The sequence below is a fragment of the Roseovarius conchicola genome (genome assembly GCF_041403425.1).
Classification (GTDB): domain Bacteria; phylum Pseudomonadota; class Alphaproteobacteria; order Rhodobacterales; family Rhodobacteraceae; genus Roseovarius; species Roseovarius conchicola.
The window spans coordinates 389,021-405,341 of the sequence record NZ_JBGEHK010000001.1 but is presented as its reverse complement, the minus strand read 5'-3'; the positions used below and the strand labels follow the sequence as shown (position 1 = coordinate 405,341).

General features: G+C 58.9%; 18 protein-coding genes. 16 read left to right on the top strand and 2 right to left on the bottom strand.

Annotation, left to right across the window (positions count from 1 at the left end; genetic code table 11):
* Window positions 1–56: 56 nt before the first annotated feature.
* Complete coding sequence (locus tag V6N02_RS01850; protein ID WP_371223742.1) at window positions 57–962, bottom strand: AAA family ATPase; 906 nt, start codon at window positions 960–962, stop codon at window positions 57–59.
* A 184-nt stretch (window positions 963–1,146) separates the two neighbouring features.
* Between V6N02_RS01850 and V6N02_RS01845 the strand changes: the two genes are divergently transcribed.
* The 16 genes from V6N02_RS01845 to V6N02_RS01770 all read left to right on the top strand — a co-directional run bounded on the left by V6N02_RS01845 (window position 1,147) and on the right by V6N02_RS01770 (window position 15,637).
* The gene (locus tag V6N02_RS01845; RefSeq protein ID WP_371223740.1) at window positions 1,147–2,115 is read left to right on the top strand and encodes a phosphoadenosine phosphosulfate reductase; all 969 of its coding nucleotides are present in this window, start codon (window positions 1,147–1,149) and stop codon (window positions 2,113–2,115) included.
* A 51-nt stretch (window positions 2,116–2,166) separates the two neighbouring features.
* Window positions 2,167–3,207: a dihydroorotase gene (gene pyrC / locus V6N02_RS01840; RefSeq protein WP_371223738.1), complete on the top strand. Its 1,041-nt coding sequence runs from the start codon at window positions 2,167–2,169 to the stop codon at window positions 3,205–3,207.
* A complete protein-coding gene (locus tag V6N02_RS01835) occupies window positions 3,204–3,773 on the top strand; it encodes a hypothetical protein (RefSeq protein WP_371223736.1) in 570 nt (189 codons plus the stop codon). Before pyrC ends, V6N02_RS01835 begins: the two co-directional genes overlap by 4 nt.
* A gap of 20 nt (window positions 3,774–3,793) precedes the next feature.
* Window positions 3,794–4,471 carry an orotate phosphoribosyltransferase gene (locus V6N02_RS01830; RefSeq protein ID WP_371223734.1) on the top strand — a complete coding sequence of 226 codons (678 nt, stop codon included), beginning with the start codon at window positions 3,794–3,796 and terminating at the stop codon, window positions 4,469–4,471.
* A gap of 227 nt (window positions 4,472–4,698) precedes the next feature.
* Window positions 4,699–6,189: a replicative DNA helicase gene (locus tag V6N02_RS01825; RefSeq protein WP_371223732.1), complete on the top strand. Its 1,491-nt coding sequence runs from the start codon at window positions 4,699–4,701 to the stop codon at window positions 6,187–6,189.
* Between the two features lie 62 nt (window positions 6,190–6,251).
* The gene (locus V6N02_RS01820) at window positions 6,252–6,638 is read left to right on the top strand and encodes a hypothetical protein (RefSeq protein ID WP_371223730.1); all 387 of its coding nucleotides are present in this window, start codon (window positions 6,252–6,254) and stop codon (window positions 6,636–6,638) included.
* A gap of 94 nt (window positions 6,639–6,732) precedes the next feature.
* Window positions 6,733–7,770, top strand: coding sequence for an alanine racemase (alr, locus tag V6N02_RS01815; RefSeq protein ID WP_371223728.1), 1,038 nt, complete (start codon window positions 6,733–6,735; stop codon window positions 7,768–7,770).
* Window positions 7,767–8,552, top strand: a complete 786-nt coding sequence (locus V6N02_RS01810) for an MlaE family ABC transporter permease (RefSeq protein ID WP_371223726.1) — start codon at window positions 7,767–7,769, stop codon at window positions 8,550–8,552. The genes alr and V6N02_RS01810 overlap by 4 nt, the downstream gene beginning before the upstream one ends.
* Window positions 8,549–9,295 carry an ABC transporter ATP-binding protein gene (locus V6N02_RS01805; protein WP_371223724.1) on the top strand — a complete coding sequence of 249 codons (747 nt, stop codon included), beginning with the start codon at window positions 8,549–8,551 and terminating at the stop codon, window positions 9,293–9,295. The genes V6N02_RS01810 and V6N02_RS01805 overlap by 4 nt, the downstream gene beginning before the upstream one ends.
* Window positions 9,296–9,756: 461 nt before the next feature.
* Complete coding sequence (locus tag V6N02_RS01800; protein WP_371223722.1) at window positions 9,757–10,227, top strand: paraquat-inducible protein A; 471 nt, start codon at window positions 9,757–9,759, stop codon at window positions 10,225–10,227.
* 134 nt (window positions 10,228–10,361) lie between these two features.
* On the top strand, window positions 10,362–11,126 hold the full coding sequence (locus tag V6N02_RS01795) for a DNA repair protein (protein WP_371223720.1): 765 nt from the start codon (window positions 10,362–10,364) through the stop codon (window positions 11,124–11,126).
* A 114-nt stretch (window positions 11,127–11,240) separates the two neighbouring features.
* On the top strand, window positions 11,241–12,608 hold the full coding sequence (gene radA, locus V6N02_RS01790; RefSeq protein ID WP_371223718.1) for a DNA repair protein RadA: 1,368 nt from the start codon (window positions 11,241–11,243) through the stop codon (window positions 12,606–12,608).
* A 28-nt stretch (window positions 12,609–12,636) separates the two neighbouring features.
* On the top strand, window positions 12,637–13,203 hold the full coding sequence (locus tag V6N02_RS01785) for a CvpA family protein (RefSeq protein ID WP_371223716.1): 567 nt from the start codon (window positions 12,637–12,639) through the stop codon (window positions 13,201–13,203).
* Between the two features lie 4 nt (window positions 13,204–13,207).
* Window positions 13,208–13,654 carry a DMT family transporter gene (locus tag V6N02_RS01780; protein WP_371223713.1) on the top strand — a complete coding sequence of 149 codons (447 nt, stop codon included), beginning with the start codon at window positions 13,208–13,210 and terminating at the stop codon, window positions 13,652–13,654.
* A gap of 140 nt (window positions 13,655–13,794) precedes the next feature.
* On the top strand, window positions 13,795–15,249 hold the full coding sequence (gene purF, locus V6N02_RS01775) for an amidophosphoribosyltransferase (protein ID WP_371223711.1): 1,455 nt from the start codon (window positions 13,795–13,797) through the stop codon (window positions 15,247–15,249).
* Window positions 15,250–15,373: 124 nt separating this feature from the next.
* Window positions 15,374–15,637 carry an amidophosphoribosyltransferase gene (locus V6N02_RS01770; RefSeq protein WP_371223709.1) on the top strand — a complete coding sequence of 88 codons (264 nt, stop codon included), beginning with the start codon at window positions 15,374–15,376 and terminating at the stop codon, window positions 15,635–15,637.
* 57 nt (window positions 15,638–15,694) lie between these two features.
* Here the strand turns inward: V6N02_RS01770 and V6N02_RS01765 are convergent, their stop codons facing one another.
* Entirely contained in the window at window positions 15,695–16,282 is a 588-nt protein-coding gene (locus V6N02_RS01765; protein WP_371223707.1) for a biotin transporter BioY, read from the bottom strand.
* Between the last annotated feature and the right edge of the window lie 39 nt (window positions 16,283–16,321).

Genomic DNA, 16,321 nt, shown 5'->3' with positions numbered 1-16,321 from the left:
ATTCCGAGTGGGGGCCAGCCCCCACACCCCCGGGATATTTCTGGCCAGAAGAAACATCAGACAGGCTCGAGGCTGGCTTTCGCCTCGTTCAGTATTCGTTTGGCTTCTGACCCCTGCAGCTTCTGAATATCATCCTGGTATTTCAGGATAGCCCCAAGCGTGTCGGCGATGACTTCCGGTGATAGCGAAATCACATCCAGCGCCAACAGGCATTTGGCCCAGTCGATGGTTTCGGCCACGCCCGGTTTCTTGAACAGATCCTCGGTGCGCAGGCGTTGAACAAAAGCCACAACCTCGCGGCTGAGGGCGTCAGCGGCTTCCGGGGCGCGGGCCTGTAAAATCTCGATCTCGCGCTCCATGCCCGGATAATCAACCCAATGATATAGGCAGCGGCGTTTCAGAGCATCATGCACTTCACGAGTGCGGTTCGAGGTGACGATCACAATCGGCGGTTCGGGCGCATGGATTGTGCCAAGTTCGGGAATTGTCACCTGAAAATCGCTGAGTGCCTCCAACAGGAACGCTTCAAACGGTTCATCGGTGCGGTCCAGTTCGTCAATCAACAGCACCGGCGCGCCACCCGGTTGGGGCCGCATGGCTTGCAACAAGGGGCGTTCAATCAGGAAATCATCGGTGAACAACTCGTCTTTCAACCGATCCCTTTCGACGCCACCCGAGGCCTCGGCGGTGCGGATCGCGATCATCTGCTCAGCGAAATTCCATTCATAGACGGCCGAAGACGCATCCAGCCCCTCGTAACACTGAAGCCGGATCAAACGACGGCCCAACCCCGTTGCCAGCGCCTTGGCGATCTCGGTCTTGCCCACACCCGCCTCACCCTCAAGAAACAGCGGACGGCCAAGGCGCAGGGCCAGAAACACAACCGTGGCCAAGGCGCGGTCACAGACATAATTCTGCCCCGCCAACAGCGCCTGGGTATCATCAATCGAAGATGGGGACATGCAGACCAGCCTTCCTTTAAGGGTCAAAGTCCTGCACGGCCCTCTTGGTGCCGTCAAGAGGTAGGCAAACGGACAACTTGCTCAGAAACCCCTTGGATTTTACAAAGTTTTGCCCAAGTTTCTCAGTATCTCAATTCTAGCGCGCAAGCCGAAAGTAACAATGCGCGCAACGAGGAACGAGTATATGCAGGATCATTCCCAGATGTTTGCCACGCCACTCGATGGCCAAAGCTGGCTTGACTGGGTACAATCGACGACCGACATTATCGGCGAAAACGGCTCTGTTGAACATCTTGGGCCGCGACACGCCGCCCTGTTTCTGAAAAAGAAACCCCAGACCCTTCTGGTCAGCTTCGAGGCCCACCACCGAATCGAGGATGTTTCGGACACCGCCCACCCGCTGGGCTGGCAGATGGCGAACGCGTTGGGGTGGTCGCATCTGTGCCTCGCAAGTGAGACGGACACCTGGTTTCGCGACAATCGGGTCTATGCCTATTTCGACCGCCTTATCGACGAGGGCTTCTTTGACGCCTACGAGCAGGTGGTCTTCTATGGTGCCGGTGCCTGTGGATACGCCGCGTGCGCCTTTTCCGTGGCGGCCCCCGGCGCCCGGGTACTGGCGCTCTGCCCCCAGGCCACGCTTGATCCGCGTGTGAGCGAATGGGATGACCGGTTTCTGTCAATGCGGCGCGTGGCGTTTGATGACCGCTATGGTTATGCGCCGGACATGCTGGACGGGGCCGAGCATGCGTTTGTCCTCTATGACCCCGAGGTCGAGCTGGATGCGATGCATGCAGCGCTGTTCACCCGCCCGAATGTAACCAAATACCGGATGCGCCATCAGGGTCCGCGCATTGACAGCGCGCTGGTTCAAATGAACATCCTGATGCGGATGTTGGCGCAACTCAGCGTGGGTAAATTGAATACACTCAGCCTGTCCAGGCTCTATCGCGCCCGGCGCGACTATGCCTCCTACCAGTTCAACCTGTTGAAATGTACCACACGCGATGACCGTCACCATCTTACCAAATTGCTGGCCGAGGTGGTTCTGAGCAAACGTAACTCGCCCCCCTTCCACAAAGCGCTGGCACGGGCCAAGAATAGTCTGGCGGCGCAAGCTTCACTCCAAGCTGAAGCTGCCGATCGCGGCTGACACCCATTCGCCCTCTGGCATGGACCTGCGTGATTGTGTAAGCCCTCGGGCATGACCACCACGCTGAGACTCACCCGCCCCGACGACTGGCACCTGCATTTGCGCGATGGTGCGATGCTGCGCGCCGTATTGCCCGAAACCTCGCGCGATTTTGCCCGGGCGATCATCATGCCCAACCTGGTGCCCCCCGTCGTGACCGGGGCCGATGCCGAAGCGTACCGGGATCGGATCATAGCCGCCCTGCCCGAAGGCGATGACTTCACGCCCTTGATGACACTGTACCTGACAGAAGACACGGACCCGGATGATTTGGCCGCCGCTCATGCCAGCGGGTTGATCACTGCTGTCAAACTCTACCCCGCCGGCGCCACCACAAATTCCGCATCCGGTGTGCGCGATTTTGACAAGGTGCGCCCGGTGCTGGACCGCATGGCCGAAATTGGCTGTCCCCTTTGCGTACATGGCGAAGTCACCGATACCGAGATCGATATCTTTGATCGTGAGGCCGTATTTATCGATCGGGTGCTCGATCCGATCCGCCGCGCCACACCGGGCCTGCGCGTGGTGATGGAACATATCACCACTTCAAACGGCGTTGACTACGTGCTGGCAGGCGATGACAGCCTTGGGGCCACGATTACCACCCATCACCTGATCATCAATCGCAACCATATCCTGGTGGGCGGGATCAAACCGCATTATTACTGCCTGCCGGTCGCCAAGCGCGAGGAACATCGCCTTGCCCTGCGCAAAGCCGCCACCATTGGGCAGTCGCGCTTCTTCCTGGGCACCGATTCTGCACCCCACACGGATGCACTGAAGGAAAACGCCTGCGGCTGTGCCGGGTGCTTCACCGCCACCAACACGATGACTCTTCTGGCACATGTTTTCGAGGAGGAAGGCGCGCTGGATCATCTGGAGGCCTTCAGTTCGCTGAACGGCCCGGCGTTTTACGGCCTGCCTGTAAACGAAACCCAGATCATGCTGACCAAAGGCGATGTCACGGCCTTCCCCGAAAAGATCGACAGCGACGATGGCCCGGTGACCGTGTTTGATCCGGGCTTTGAGGTATGTTGGAGCGTGTCTCAATGAGCCTGCGGCTGACGCTGGCCTTCGGCATCGTGCTGGCCGGATCAGCCGCTCAAGCACTGGATTGCCAGTTGGTCAACCTTGCCGAGCGCGTCGACTCCATCATGCGCGCGCAGGCCAAACCGACGGCGAAGTACCAACAAACGGAAACTCTGGGCATCGGTGTATTGTCCAAGCCACGCAACATGGAATGCTCGGGCAGCGACTGGACCAACGAAACCACCTGTACGGGGACGCAGACCTTCACGGGTACGCTTTATTCAGTACATGGCGTGGCCGACGTCAAAGACACCCCGATCCAGACGACCTTTTACGAATACGCGTTGAACGCCGACCTCGAACCCCCATACGACTCGATGCAACCGTGGACAAAGGAGGCGATGCTGATTTCCTTCAGCCAGCCCATCGACGGCCCATTGGAGATGGTTCATATCGACACCTGCGCCAATGGTTTGATCATGAAAGCCACCGAGCAATTGGACGCCGCGGTGCGCGCCTGCCATGCCAAAGGCCGCTGCCCCGGCAAAGCGGGCCGTTTTCTCAAATCCCTCAACCAATCCGTCTTCTAGACCTCCATAGGACTTGCCCCATGATCCCCTCTTCCTACCCCTCGCCCGAAGAAATGGCCCGCCTGACAGCGCGGATGCTCTTGGAAATCGAAGCCGTGCATTTCAACGCGACGGAGCCGTTTACGCTGGCTTCTGGCCTGCCCTCGCCCACCTATATCGACTGCCGTAAACTGATCAGCCATCCGCGTATCCGCTCGACACTGATGGATTTCCTGACCGTCACCGTGATGCGCAGTGCCGGGTTCGAGGCGTTTGACAACATCGCAGGCGGCGAAACCGCGGGCATCCCCTTTGCTGCGCTGGTCGCCGAACGCATGGCCCTGCCCATGACCTATGTGCGTAAGAAACCAAAGGGTTATGGCCGCAATGCCCGCATCGAGGGCGCGATGAGCGAAGGCGAGCGCGTGCTTCTGGTTGAGGATCTGACCACCGATGGCGGGTCCAAGCTGTCCTTTGTCGATGCAATCCGCGAAACCGGGGCAAGCTGTGGGCATACGGCGGTGATTTTCTATTACGGTATCTTCTCCGAGACCGAGAAAACCTTGGGCGACCATGGCGTCACCCTGCATTACCTGTGCACCTGGTGGGACGTGCTGGCCGAGGCCCGCAATCAGGGCGCGTTCAATGCCGCGACACTGGACGGGGTCGAGGCATTTCTGAAAGATCCGCGCAAGTGGCAGGATGAAAACAAGAAATAAACTTCTCCCCAACCGCCTGCGGATAAACGCGACCCGAATCGCCAGCGCATACTTCATTTGGCAAAGTCAGTGGCGTTTGCTACCATATGTTGCGGCGTTGATTTGTATCGACAGGTTATCCACCGGGTTTTCCCGGCCACCATCCACAATTTTATTCAGATAGCCTCGCAACGCGTCCTGCACTACACCCGGTGCACCAGAGCAGATAAAAACATAAGGGGACAGACGTGAACGAGATCGCCAGCTTCAATGCCACCGGAACCGAAACCTCCGAGACCGAGGCGATGCCCCATTCCATCGAGGCTGAACAGCAGCTTCTGGGCGCGATCCTGACGAATAACGACATTTATGACCGGGTCGCCTCGATCATTGGACCGCAGCATTTCTATGACCCCGTGCATGCCCGCATTTACGAGGTCGCCGCCGCGCGCATCGCCAAGAACAACCTTGCCTCGCCTGTCACCTTGAAGGCGTTTCTGGAGGATGACGAGGGCCTCAAGGAACTGGGTGGCCCAACCTATCTGGCGCGTCTGGCTGGGGCAGCGATCAGCTCGTTCGCGGTGCGTGACTATGCCCAGATAATCTATGACATGGCAATCCGGCGCGAGTTGATCGGGCTGGGCCATGACATTGCCGGAAAGGCCCAGAAATCCGAGGTGGATCTTGAGCCGCGCGAACAGATCGTTCAGGCTGAACAAGCGCTTTACCAACTGGCTGAGCAAGGTCAGTCTGAAAGTGGATTTCAAAGCTTTCTCAAGGCTGTAACGGACGCAGTTAATGTCGCAAATGCCGCCTACCAGCGTGAAGGTGGGTTGGCTGGTATCGCCACTGACCTGACCGATCTGGATAGCAAGCTGGGCGGTCTGCATAAGTCTGACCTGTTGATCCTCGCCGGTCGCCCCTCCATGGGCAAAACCTCGCTGGCCACCAACATCGCCTATAACATCGCCAAGGCCTATAGACGCGGCACGCGCCCAGACGGCACTGAAGGCGCGATCGACGGCGGTGTGGTGGGATTCTTCTCGCTGGAAATGAGTGCTGAACAGCTGGCCGGTCGTATTCTGGCCGAAGCGTCCGAGATTTCGTCGCATAAAATTCGTCAGGGCGACATGACCGAGGGCGAATTCCGCCGCTTTGTCGAGGCCGCCAAGACGCTTGAATCCTGCCCCTTGTTCATTGACGATACGGCAGCCATTCCCATAGCCCAGCTGGCCGCCCGCGCCCGACGTCTGAAACGCACTCACGGTCTGGACCTGTTGATTGTCGACTACCTGCAGCTGGTGCGCGGCACATCGGACAACCGCGTGCAGGAGATCGGCGAGATTTCCATGGGCCTCAAGGCCATCGCCAAGGAACTCGAAATCCCGGTCATCGCCCTCTCGCAGCTGTCCCGTCAGGTCGAAGCACGCGACGACAAACGCCCACAACTCAGCGACTTGCGCGAATCCGGGTCCATCGAACAGGATGCCGACGTGGTCATGTTCGTCTATCGCGGCGAGTATTACAAAGAACGTGAAAAACCCGATGATAACAACGCCGAAGCCATGGCCGCCTGGATGGAAGACATGGAACGGCTGCATGGCAAGGCCGAGGTGATCATCGGCAAACAGCGACATGGCCCGATCGGCACGGTCGAGCTGAGCTTCGAGCCGCAGTTCACCCGTTTCGGCAATCTTGCCCGTCCCTGGCAGCAATCCGGCAGCGATCAGGAGTTCTGATCATCCGCTGGTTTCGAGAAAATGCGGCCCCGATCGAGGCGTTTGCCGCGATTGCGACGGCCTTGATCGCCCTTCTGGCGTTGGTCGGCGTCAAATTGCAGATTGATTCTGCGACCGAGCTGGCAGATCAGCACTCGGCCCGGGAAATCTATCGTGGTTTTCTACAGCTCAGCATTGAAAATCCCCAACATGCCCAACCTCAGTCCTGCACCGGCATCACCGGACCCGACAATCCGGGTTATGAAGCCTATCTCGATTATCTGCTCTACACAGCCGAGCAGGTGATCGCGCTTGACCCGGCATGGGACCCGGTCATGGAGAACTGGTTGCAACGACACAGCCGCCAGCTTTGCTCGATTGACGATCTGGGCGTAGACACGCCGCAGGTGGCGGCGTTGATCACCCGCCTGCGCGATCAGCATTGTGCGGACGCACCGGTCTGTAACTGATGCGGCAGCCTGTCATGCATCATGGGCAGAATTGAGCGATTAACCGGGCCGTTTCCCCCTTGACCCTTTCGCCCAGCCTGTCAAAACCACGCCCATGAGTACCGCAACCCTTACCATCGATCTGGATGCCATCACCGCCAACTGGCGCGCGCTGGATGCCATGAGCTCGGGCGAAACCGCCGCCGTGGTCAAGGCCGATGCCTATGGGCTGGGGGCCGCACGGGTGGCCCGCTGCCTTGCCCGCGCCGGGGCGCGCAGCTTTTTCGTGGCCGTGGCCGAAGAAGGCGCCGCCCTCAGGCAGGCACTAGGGCCGAAACCCGATATCTATGTCTTTGCGGGGCACATGTCCGGTGATACCGACATGATTGGCGATCTCGACCTGATCCCGATGATCAACTCGCTGGATCAGATGATCCGCCATGTCGAGGCCCTGCCCGGCCATGCCTTTGGTGTTCAGCTTGATAGCGGCATGAATCGCCTGGGAATGGAACCGGGCGAATGGTCCGCGGTGCGCGACATCGCACTGGCCCAAGGTCCGCGCCTGATCATGAGCCACCTGGCCTGCGCGGATGAGCCCGATCACGCGATGAACGCCCAGCAACTGGCCGCCTTTCGCGAGATGACCGATGGCATCAACTGCCCCCGCAGCCTAGCCAATACCGGCGGCATTCTACTGGGATCCGACTATCATTTCGACATGTCCCGCCCAGGGATCGGCGTCTATGGCGGCCTACCCTTCAGCGACGCTCAGGCAGTTGTGACGCTGGACGCGCCGGTGATCCAGTGCCGCAGCCTCGATACGGGTGAAACCGTTGGATACGGCAACAGCTTTACCGCCACGCGCGACACCCGCATCGCTACGATCAGTGCCGGATATGCCGATGGTCTATTGCGAGTTATGGGGCCGAAGGCGCTGTTGATTGCAGATGACGTGGCCTGTCCTATTGCAGGGCGCATCTCGATGGACCTGATCGGCGTGGATATTACTGATCTGGGCCACGATCCCAAATCCATCCGCATTCTCGGATCGGGACAGACCGTCGATGACCTGGCCGCGAACGCGGGCACGATTGGCTATGAAATCCTCACCTCGCTGGGGGCCCGCTATAACCGCCGGTATATCGGCGGATGAGCTGGCTGACCGCGTTTCTTGCCACAATCGGGCGTAATGTTCTGGGCGTGATCGCGATGCTGGGCCGCGTGTCCCTGTTTACGACCCGTACGTTCAGCCACATGATCCGCCCGCCCTTCTATCCGCGCGAGCTGGCTCATGCGTTGATGCAGATAGGGTGGCTGTCCTTGCCTGTCGTCGGCCTCACAGCCCTGTTCACGGGCGGCGCGCTGGCCTTACAAATCTACTCGGGCGGCGCCCGCTTCAATGCCGAAGCCGTGGTGCCTCAGATTGTCGCCATTGGTATGGTACGCGAGTTAGGGCCTGTTCTGGTGGGCCTGATGATTGCCGCGCGTGTGACCTCGTCCATCGCCGCCGAAATCGCCACCATGAAAGTGACCGAGCAGATTGACGCGCTGACCACCCTATCAACGCACCCGATGAAGTATCTGGTGGCCCCGCGCGTGCTGGCCGCATTAATCACCGTGCCGCTTCTTGTGGGCGTTGGCGACATCATCGGCATCGCTGGCGGCTATACGGTTGCGGTTAAGAACTTGGGTTTTAACTCAGCGACTTACCTGCACAACACCGTCAACTTCCTCGAGGCGCACGATATCATATCCTCGCTGATCAAGGGGGCCGTGTTCGGCGTGATCGCTGCATTGATGGGCTGTTACTTCGGCATCAATTCGGGCCGCGGTGCCCAAGGCGTGGGTAGCGCCACCAAAGGGTCGGTACAGGCTGCGGCAGTGCTCATCCTTGCGGCGAACTTCGTTCTGACGGGGGTGTTTTTCTCGCTATGATCGAAATGAAAGATGTCCATAAGGCCTTTGGCGACAACCGTGTATTGCAGGGCGTGAACCTGACAATTGAGTCGGGCACCTCGATGGTGATCATCGGCGGGTCCGGCACCGGCAAGTCGGTGGCGTTAAAGTGTATCCTGGGCCTGATTGCACCTGATAGCGGCACGATCACGCTGGATGGACAGGACGTCACCAAGGGTGACCGGGATGCTTTTCTGGCGCGCTTTGGCATGCTGTTTCAGGGTGGCGCACTGTTTGACTCTCTCCCTGTCTGGCAAAATGTCGCCTTCCGCCTGCTGCGCGGCAGCCTGAAAAGGCCGTGGGACGAGGCGCGCGACATCGCGATTGAGAAACTGCGCCGCGTCGGGTTGAAATCCGAACAGGCCGACAAATACCCTGCAGAGCTGTCAGGCGGTATGCAAAAACGTGTCGGCCTTGCCCGCGCCATTGCGGCCGAGCCCGAGATCATCTTTTTCGACGAACCCACCACCGGCCTTGATCCGATCATGTCGGGCGTGATCAACGACCTGATCCGCGAGATCGTCACCGAAATGGGCGCCACCGCCATGACCATCACCCACGACATGACCTCAGTCCGCGCCATCGCCGACAACGTGGCCATGCTGCATGATGGGGTCATCCAATGGACCGGGCCGGTTGGCGAGATGGATTCCTCGGGCGATCCCTATTTGGAGCAGTTCATTCAGGGCCGCGCTGAGGGGCCGATCGAGGCGGTGCGCTAGCTTTTACCGATATTACTTAAGAAGGTGGACTTTATGGCGATAATACTCTTTTTTTGCGGATGGTTAGTTCTCTTAGTCATTCCACATTTTGCCTATACGCTTTCCAAATTCCCCAACCGCAAGTTGCTGTCTCTAATCCTAATTCTATCCTTTCTGCTGGCTTTAGTTGCCAAACCAATGGCCCTTGTAAGCTGGGGAGGATCAGTCGCACCAAATCAATTGAATCTATTCGTGTTACTCTTTGTTTTCAGTTGCCTGTCGGTACTATTTTGCCTTTTACTTGTTCTCATACGTGGCCCTCACCGGGATCGATCAGCAGTTGCAATACTGGTATGTATCGGTGCTGTTGCTCAGTTTGCTTTCGCTGCCCAGACCATTGCCTAAGTCATAGACTAGCAGAATATTCTTGAAACAAGACGCATACGCTTGCACCCAGACCTTCTATTGCCTAGCTCCCTTACATGATCCGCTATGCCAACCTCGCCCTTCTCATCCTCTTCCCCATCGCTTGGTTTGCCCCTCTCCTGCGCGCCGCCCTTTTGCCGATCTTCGGAATGCAGGAGATCAGCGTGATCACCGGGCTGCAATCGCTGTGGGGGTCGGACGTGTTCCTTGCCCTGCTGGTGACCTTCTTCGCCCTCTTCGCGCCTTACGTGAAAACCATCGGTCTGGCGCTAATCCACTTCGGGATGCTGCGCCGCAAGACGCTGCCGGTTCTGCAAATCCTCGGCAAGCTGGCGATGGCCGATATCTTCCTCATCGCGCTCTACATCACGGTTTCAAAGGGTATCGGTGTCGGTAAGATCGAGACGGCATGGGGCCTCTACCTTTTTACGGGCTGTATCCTCGCTTCAATCGCCATCGGCTATCTGACCGAAAAATCCTCGCGATCCGCCAATACTGTGTCCAAACCCGAAACAATCGCGCGTTAAGCGTGCATGAATTCCACACTTGACACGGATTTTTTCATTTTCCCCTTTGGAGATTACGAGACGTCGGCATAAACTCGCCTATAGTTATATATTGATTATAGTTAATGATCAGTCTGCTTTCTGGGGGGGAAGTCATGACCGGACACTTACAGTCTCTCGCATTTCTAGTGCAATTCCTGATGCAACGTCTGGCTGTTCTGGCTTTTGCCATCGCTGCAGTCACTCTCACCGTGGTCACCGTCATGGCCACATTTGGTCAAGCCCCCTGGTTGGAATTCTCCGTCACCATCGGCGGCACGGTTTATGAACAGGCTGGCTGGTACACGCAAATCGGGCTGACCGTTCTGGCTGTCATGCTGTGCTTTTTCCTGCCCTCCAATGCCCGGATCATGCGGCTTGAGAATTCACATCGCCGCTTTTCCATCGGGATGCAGGACGTCGCCCGGGCCTATCATTTTGCCCACGCCGCTGACCGCGAGGGCCTGTTCCAGATGTCCTCGGAATTCGATGCCGTACGCGAGCGTCTTGCCTATCTGCGCGATCATCCCGATTTGGAAAGCCTTGAGCCCGCGTTGTTGGAGGCCGCGGCCCAAATGTCGCATATCAGCCGCGAACTGGCAGATGTCTATGCCGACGAAAAAGTAAGCCGCGCCCGCGAATTCCTGCGCCAACGCCAGCATGAGGTGGGTCAGTTCAACGAGCGTATCGCCAAGGCCAAGCAAATCACCTCGGAACTGAAACACTGGGTGCACGAGGTCGAGTTGGAAGAAAGCGTCGCCGCCAGTCAGCTTCAACGCCTGCAGGACGAGTTGCGTGAGATTCTGCCCGAATTTGGCGATGAAAAGATGGCCCGCGCCGACGGCACCGTCATCAGCATGCCACCAAAAGCCGCAGAGTAACCCTTCCTGATCCGCCTCTGTAGAGACGGATTTCTTAAGGCTGACCGTGGGGGATGTGCATGCCCCGCTTTCTCACCCTATAAAGCGCCAATTCCGACTCACCCCGAGGCGCCTATGGCCAAATCCACCATCACCTTCACCTGCAATGCCTGCGGGGCCAGCCATACCAAATGGTCGGGCCGATGCGAGGCCTGTGGCGAGTGGAATTCGATCACCGAAGACACGCCCTTGTCCGCTGGCCCAGGTTCAAAATCGCTGGGGGCTAAACGCGGCGCGGCACTGCATCTGACGGATCTGTCCACAGAAGAAGCCCCCCCACCCCGAACCACCTCCGGTATGGATGAGTTGGATCGCGTGTTGGGCGGTGGCCTTGTTCCGGCCAGCGCGATCCTTGTGGGCGGTGATCCGGGAATCGGCAAATCCACGTTGCTTCTGCAAGCTGCGGCGCGCTTTGCGCAAGCGGGCGTCAAAACCCTCTATGTCTCAGGCGAAGAAGCCAGCGCCCAGATCCGGATGCGCGCCCAACGCTTGGGATTGACCGACGCACCAGTACAACTGGCCACAGCCACAGCGCTGCGCGACATCCTGACGACGATGGAGACCGAAAAACCCCAACTGGTGATCATCGATTCGATTCAAACCATGTGGGCCGACACCGTCGACAGCGCGCCGGGCTCCGTCAGCCAGGTGCGCGCCGCCGCCCATGAGTTGACCAGCTTTGCCAAACGCAAAGGCGTGTCGGTCGTTCTGGTCGGCCATGTCACCAAGGAAGGCCAGATCGCGGGCCCACGCGTGGTCGAGCACATGGTCGATACTGTGCTCTACTTCGAAGGCGAGCGCGGGCACCAATTCCGCATCCTGCGCAGCGTGAAGAACCGCTTTGGACCTGCTGATGAGATTGGGGTTTTTGAAATGACAGGTGCCGGGTTGGCCGAGGTTCCCAACCCTTCGGCGCTGTTCCTGTCCGGGCGCGGCGATCCCTCGCCCGGCTCGGTGGTGTTTGCCGGGATCGAAGGCACCCGGCCCGTTCTGGTGGAAATGCAGGCGCTGGTCGCCCCCACCCCGCACAGCCAGCCACGCCGCGCCGTGGTCGGCTGGGACAGTGCGCGCCTTGCCATGGTTCTGGCCGTGCTTGAGGCGCGCTGCGGCATCCCGTTTGCGGGTCTGGACGTCTATCTCAACGTTGCAGGCGGCCTGCGCGTGTCCGAACCTGCCGCCGATCTGGCGGTCGCCGCGGCGCTTCTGAGTGCCCGAGAAGACACAGCCCTACCCGCGGAAACAGTTATTTTCGGGGAAATCAGCCTATCGGGCGCACTTAGACCGGTGGGGCAGACGGAAAATAGGTTGAAAGAAGCGCAAAAACTTGGTTTCACCTCCGCAATAGCTCCAAGCGGTGGTAAGACCGGCGCGAGCAGCGGTCTGAGCCTCAATCAGTTTGGCGATCTGACCGGATTTGTAGGTGACATTTTCGGCGCAGGGTAAGTGCCACAAACGGGACAGGACAAGAACTATGGACGGTTTCACCATTATCGACGGCATTGTGGCCGTTGTTATCATCCTGTCGGCATTGCTGGCCTATTCCCGCGGCTTCGTACGCGAGGCGCTGGCGATTGCAGGCTGGATCGTGGCGGGCTTTGTTGCCTTTCTGTTTGCACCGCAGGTCGAACCGCTGGTCAAGGAAATCCCCGTCGCGGGCGATTTCATCGCCGATAGCTGCGAGTTATCGATGATCGGCGCATTCACCATCGTTTTTGCCGCGGCGCTGATCGTCGCCTCGCTGATCACGCCACTGTTTTCGTCGCTCGTGCAACGCTCGGCCCTTGGGGGGATTGATCAGGGTCTTGGATTCCTCTTTGGTGTAGCACGCGGCATCCTGTTGGTTGCCATCGCCTATTTTGTCTACGAGACGGTCATCACCTCGCAAAATATCGCGATCATTGATGATAGCCGCTCGGCCCGCGTGTTTGCACGCCTGACCGATCAGGTCGCAACCGGCAATCCCGAGGCCGCACTGGGCTGGATCACCACACAATACGAGCAACTGGTCGGTGCCTGCGACGCACCTGTTCAGCAGTAAGCGAGTGCCTCAATCCACCCTGTTTGCCGTGATGCTTGTCGCCTTTGCCGGCGCGCTTATCTCGGTCCAGGCTCCTATGAACGCGGCCCTTGGCCGGGGTATCGGCAGCCCGCTGGCCGCTGCTGCCGTGTCCTTCGCTGTTGGGCTTTTGGTGTTGGTGACCGTTGTGGCGATTGTCGGTGACACACCTGCGTTTTTGCGCCTCAACACCGTATCGCCCTGGCTTTTGCTGGGCGGGGCAATGGGCGCGGTCTTTGTGTTCTCATCACTTTGGGCAGTGCCGATTCTCGGCGTTTTGACCACGGCGATATTGTTGATCCTGGGACAGCTGATCGCTGCCATCATACTGGATTACTTCGGTGTCTTCGGGATCGCACCGCGTGATATCTCGCTCACCCGGTTGTTGGCTGTAGCCCTTGTGGCTGCGGGGGCCGTGCTGTCGCAATTCTGACGCCGTCCAGAACCCGCGTCACATTCGCGTCACGTCACCGAAACCAAATGTGATAGGTTCGTGACAAGAGCGCATCAACGCCTTATGTAAAAGCCAACCCAAAACTGGATTCGGAGCTGCCCCTCTTGTCCGATCAGAAAATGCCTCCCGCACACCCTTTTGACGACGATAAACTGCGAGAGGAGTGCGGCATCTTTGGCGTGATCGGTTTGACCGATGCGGCAAATTTCGTAGCGCTCGGCCTGCACGCCCTGCAGCACCGCGGTCAGGAAGCAGGCGGAATTGTCTGTCATCATCCTGAACATGGTTTCAATTCGGCCCGCCGGTTCGGCTATGTGCGCGACAATTTCACCAAGCAAAGCCTGATGGAAACCCTGCCCGGCCCGCTTTCGATCGGGCATGTGCGCTATTCCACCGCTGGTGGCAAAATGCCGGTGATCCGCGATGTGCAGCCGTTTTTTGGCGAGTTCGCCATGGGCGGGGCCGCCATCGCGCATAACGGCAATATCACCAATGCCGATGCGTTGCGCAAAGAACTTGTCGAACGTGGATCAATCTTTCAGTCCAACTCGGATTCCGAGTGTATCATCCACCTGATGGCGCGCTCCCTGCAACGGACCATTCCTGAGCGGATGGAAGATGCGCTGCGCCGGGTCGAAGGTGCGTTTTCAATTGTCGCCATGACGCGGACCAAACTGATCGGCGTGCGCGATCCTTTGGGCGTGCGCCCCTTGGTGCTGGGCCAGGTCGGCGATGGTTGGGTCCTGAGTTCGGAAACCTGCGCGCTGGACATCATTGGCGCGCAATATGTTCGCGAGATCGAGCCCGGCGAAATGGTCGTGATCACCGCCGAGGGTGGCGTGGAAAGCCACCACCCTTTCCGTCCGGTCAGCCCCCGTTTCTGTATCTTTGAGCATGTCTATTTTTCGCGCCCCGATTCGATTATCGGTGGCCAGTCAGTCTATGAAACCCGCCGCCAGATCGGCATCGAATTGGCCCGCGAAAATCCGGTAGATGCCGATATCGTCTGTCCCGTGCCCGACAGCGGCACCCCCGCGGCCATCGGATACAGCCATGAATCTGGTATTCCCTACGCGATGGGCATCATCCGCAATCAGTATATGGGCCGCACCTTTATCGAACCGACCGAGCAGATCCGCAACATGGGCGTGCGCCTCAAGCTGAACGTCAATCGTGCCCTGATCAAAGACAAGCGGGTGATCCTCGTGGATGACAGCGTGGTGCGTGGCACGACCAGCCGCAAGATCAAGGAAATGATCCTTGATGCCGGCGCGAAAGAAGTGCATTTCCGCATCGCCTCGCCGCCCACGGCCTGGCCCTGTTTCTACGGGGTGGACACGCCCAACCGCGAGAAACTGCTGGCCGCGACCATGTCCGAGGATGAAATGTGCGAACATTTGCAGGTCGACAGCCTCAAGTTCATATCGCTTGACGGGCTTTATCGTGCCGTGGGCGAAGCGACCGGGCGCAACGCCAAGTGCCCGCAATATTGCGATGCCTGCTTCTCGGGCGAATACCCCGTGGCACCCTCTGACCAGATCGCCAAGGGATTCGAGTTGAAGGCCGCCGAATAAACACATAATGCCATTATGCCGCAGTGCAGCATAATTCCGCCGATCACGCGGTTACACCCCTTTTCCTATCGCTCTCTTGGCTCTATCTGCCTCGTTCCGAATCCTTTTCGCAACAGGCAGCCAAATGGCAGAAACCACAGACACACCGCAGGACACCCACGACAAGGCAACGCAGGAAAACGTGTTGCCACGCCGGGGGCTTACCCTGCTCGGCACCATGATCAATGACGAGGCCCCCATCGCCCTGCTGCGCGTCCGCCCCGGCGATATCCGCCGTGTCAGCCCTGGTGATCAGGTGGGAACTGCCCTTGTGATCGCAATCGAGCCGGGAATTGTTCACCTTGCCCGGGGCGGGGCCAGCCAACGGCTCTCCATGCCGCAAGGCTGACAACAAAAAAACGCCGCCCCAGCCGGAGCGGCGTTCTGGATTCCAAAGTGGATCGGATCAGGCGTTGCGGGCTTTCAGCGCCTTCCAGCCGCCCCAGACCACCATCGCGGCAATCACGGCCTTGATCGCATCACCGATCAGGAACGGTGCCATCCAGCCGCTCCAAAGCTCAGGCAGCGTCTTGCCGAGCATAGCGGCAGGCCATGCCAGGCCCGGGATGTAAAGCAGCGCGGAAAGAACGATGCCGACCAGCGCTGTGGACACTACGCCGCGCGCCACACCTTTTTCAACCGCGAGGCCCGCAAGGAAGGCCATGGCAACGAAGCCGTAAAGGAAGCCCGCTGTCGGACCAACCAGAGCTGCGGTCGCCATCCCATTCGAGAAAACCGGCAGCCCCATCGCGCCCTGGGCCAGATAAGCCAGCAGCGTCGCACCCGCCAGACGCGAACCAAAAGTGAACCCGATCACAAGAATAGCCAGCCCCTGGATCGACATCGGTACCGGCCAACCAATGCTGGCTTGTGCGGCCAGCGCGATCAAAAACGATCCGCCAATGACCAGCGCCGCCTTACGAAGCAGCGTGTCGTGGCCCAAAGCGGCCTTTGTCAAAACCTGATCATGCATTGGCTCAATTCCTTTTCTCATGTTTTCTGTTGTCTGGCCCACTTTTTTCGCTGCAATGCC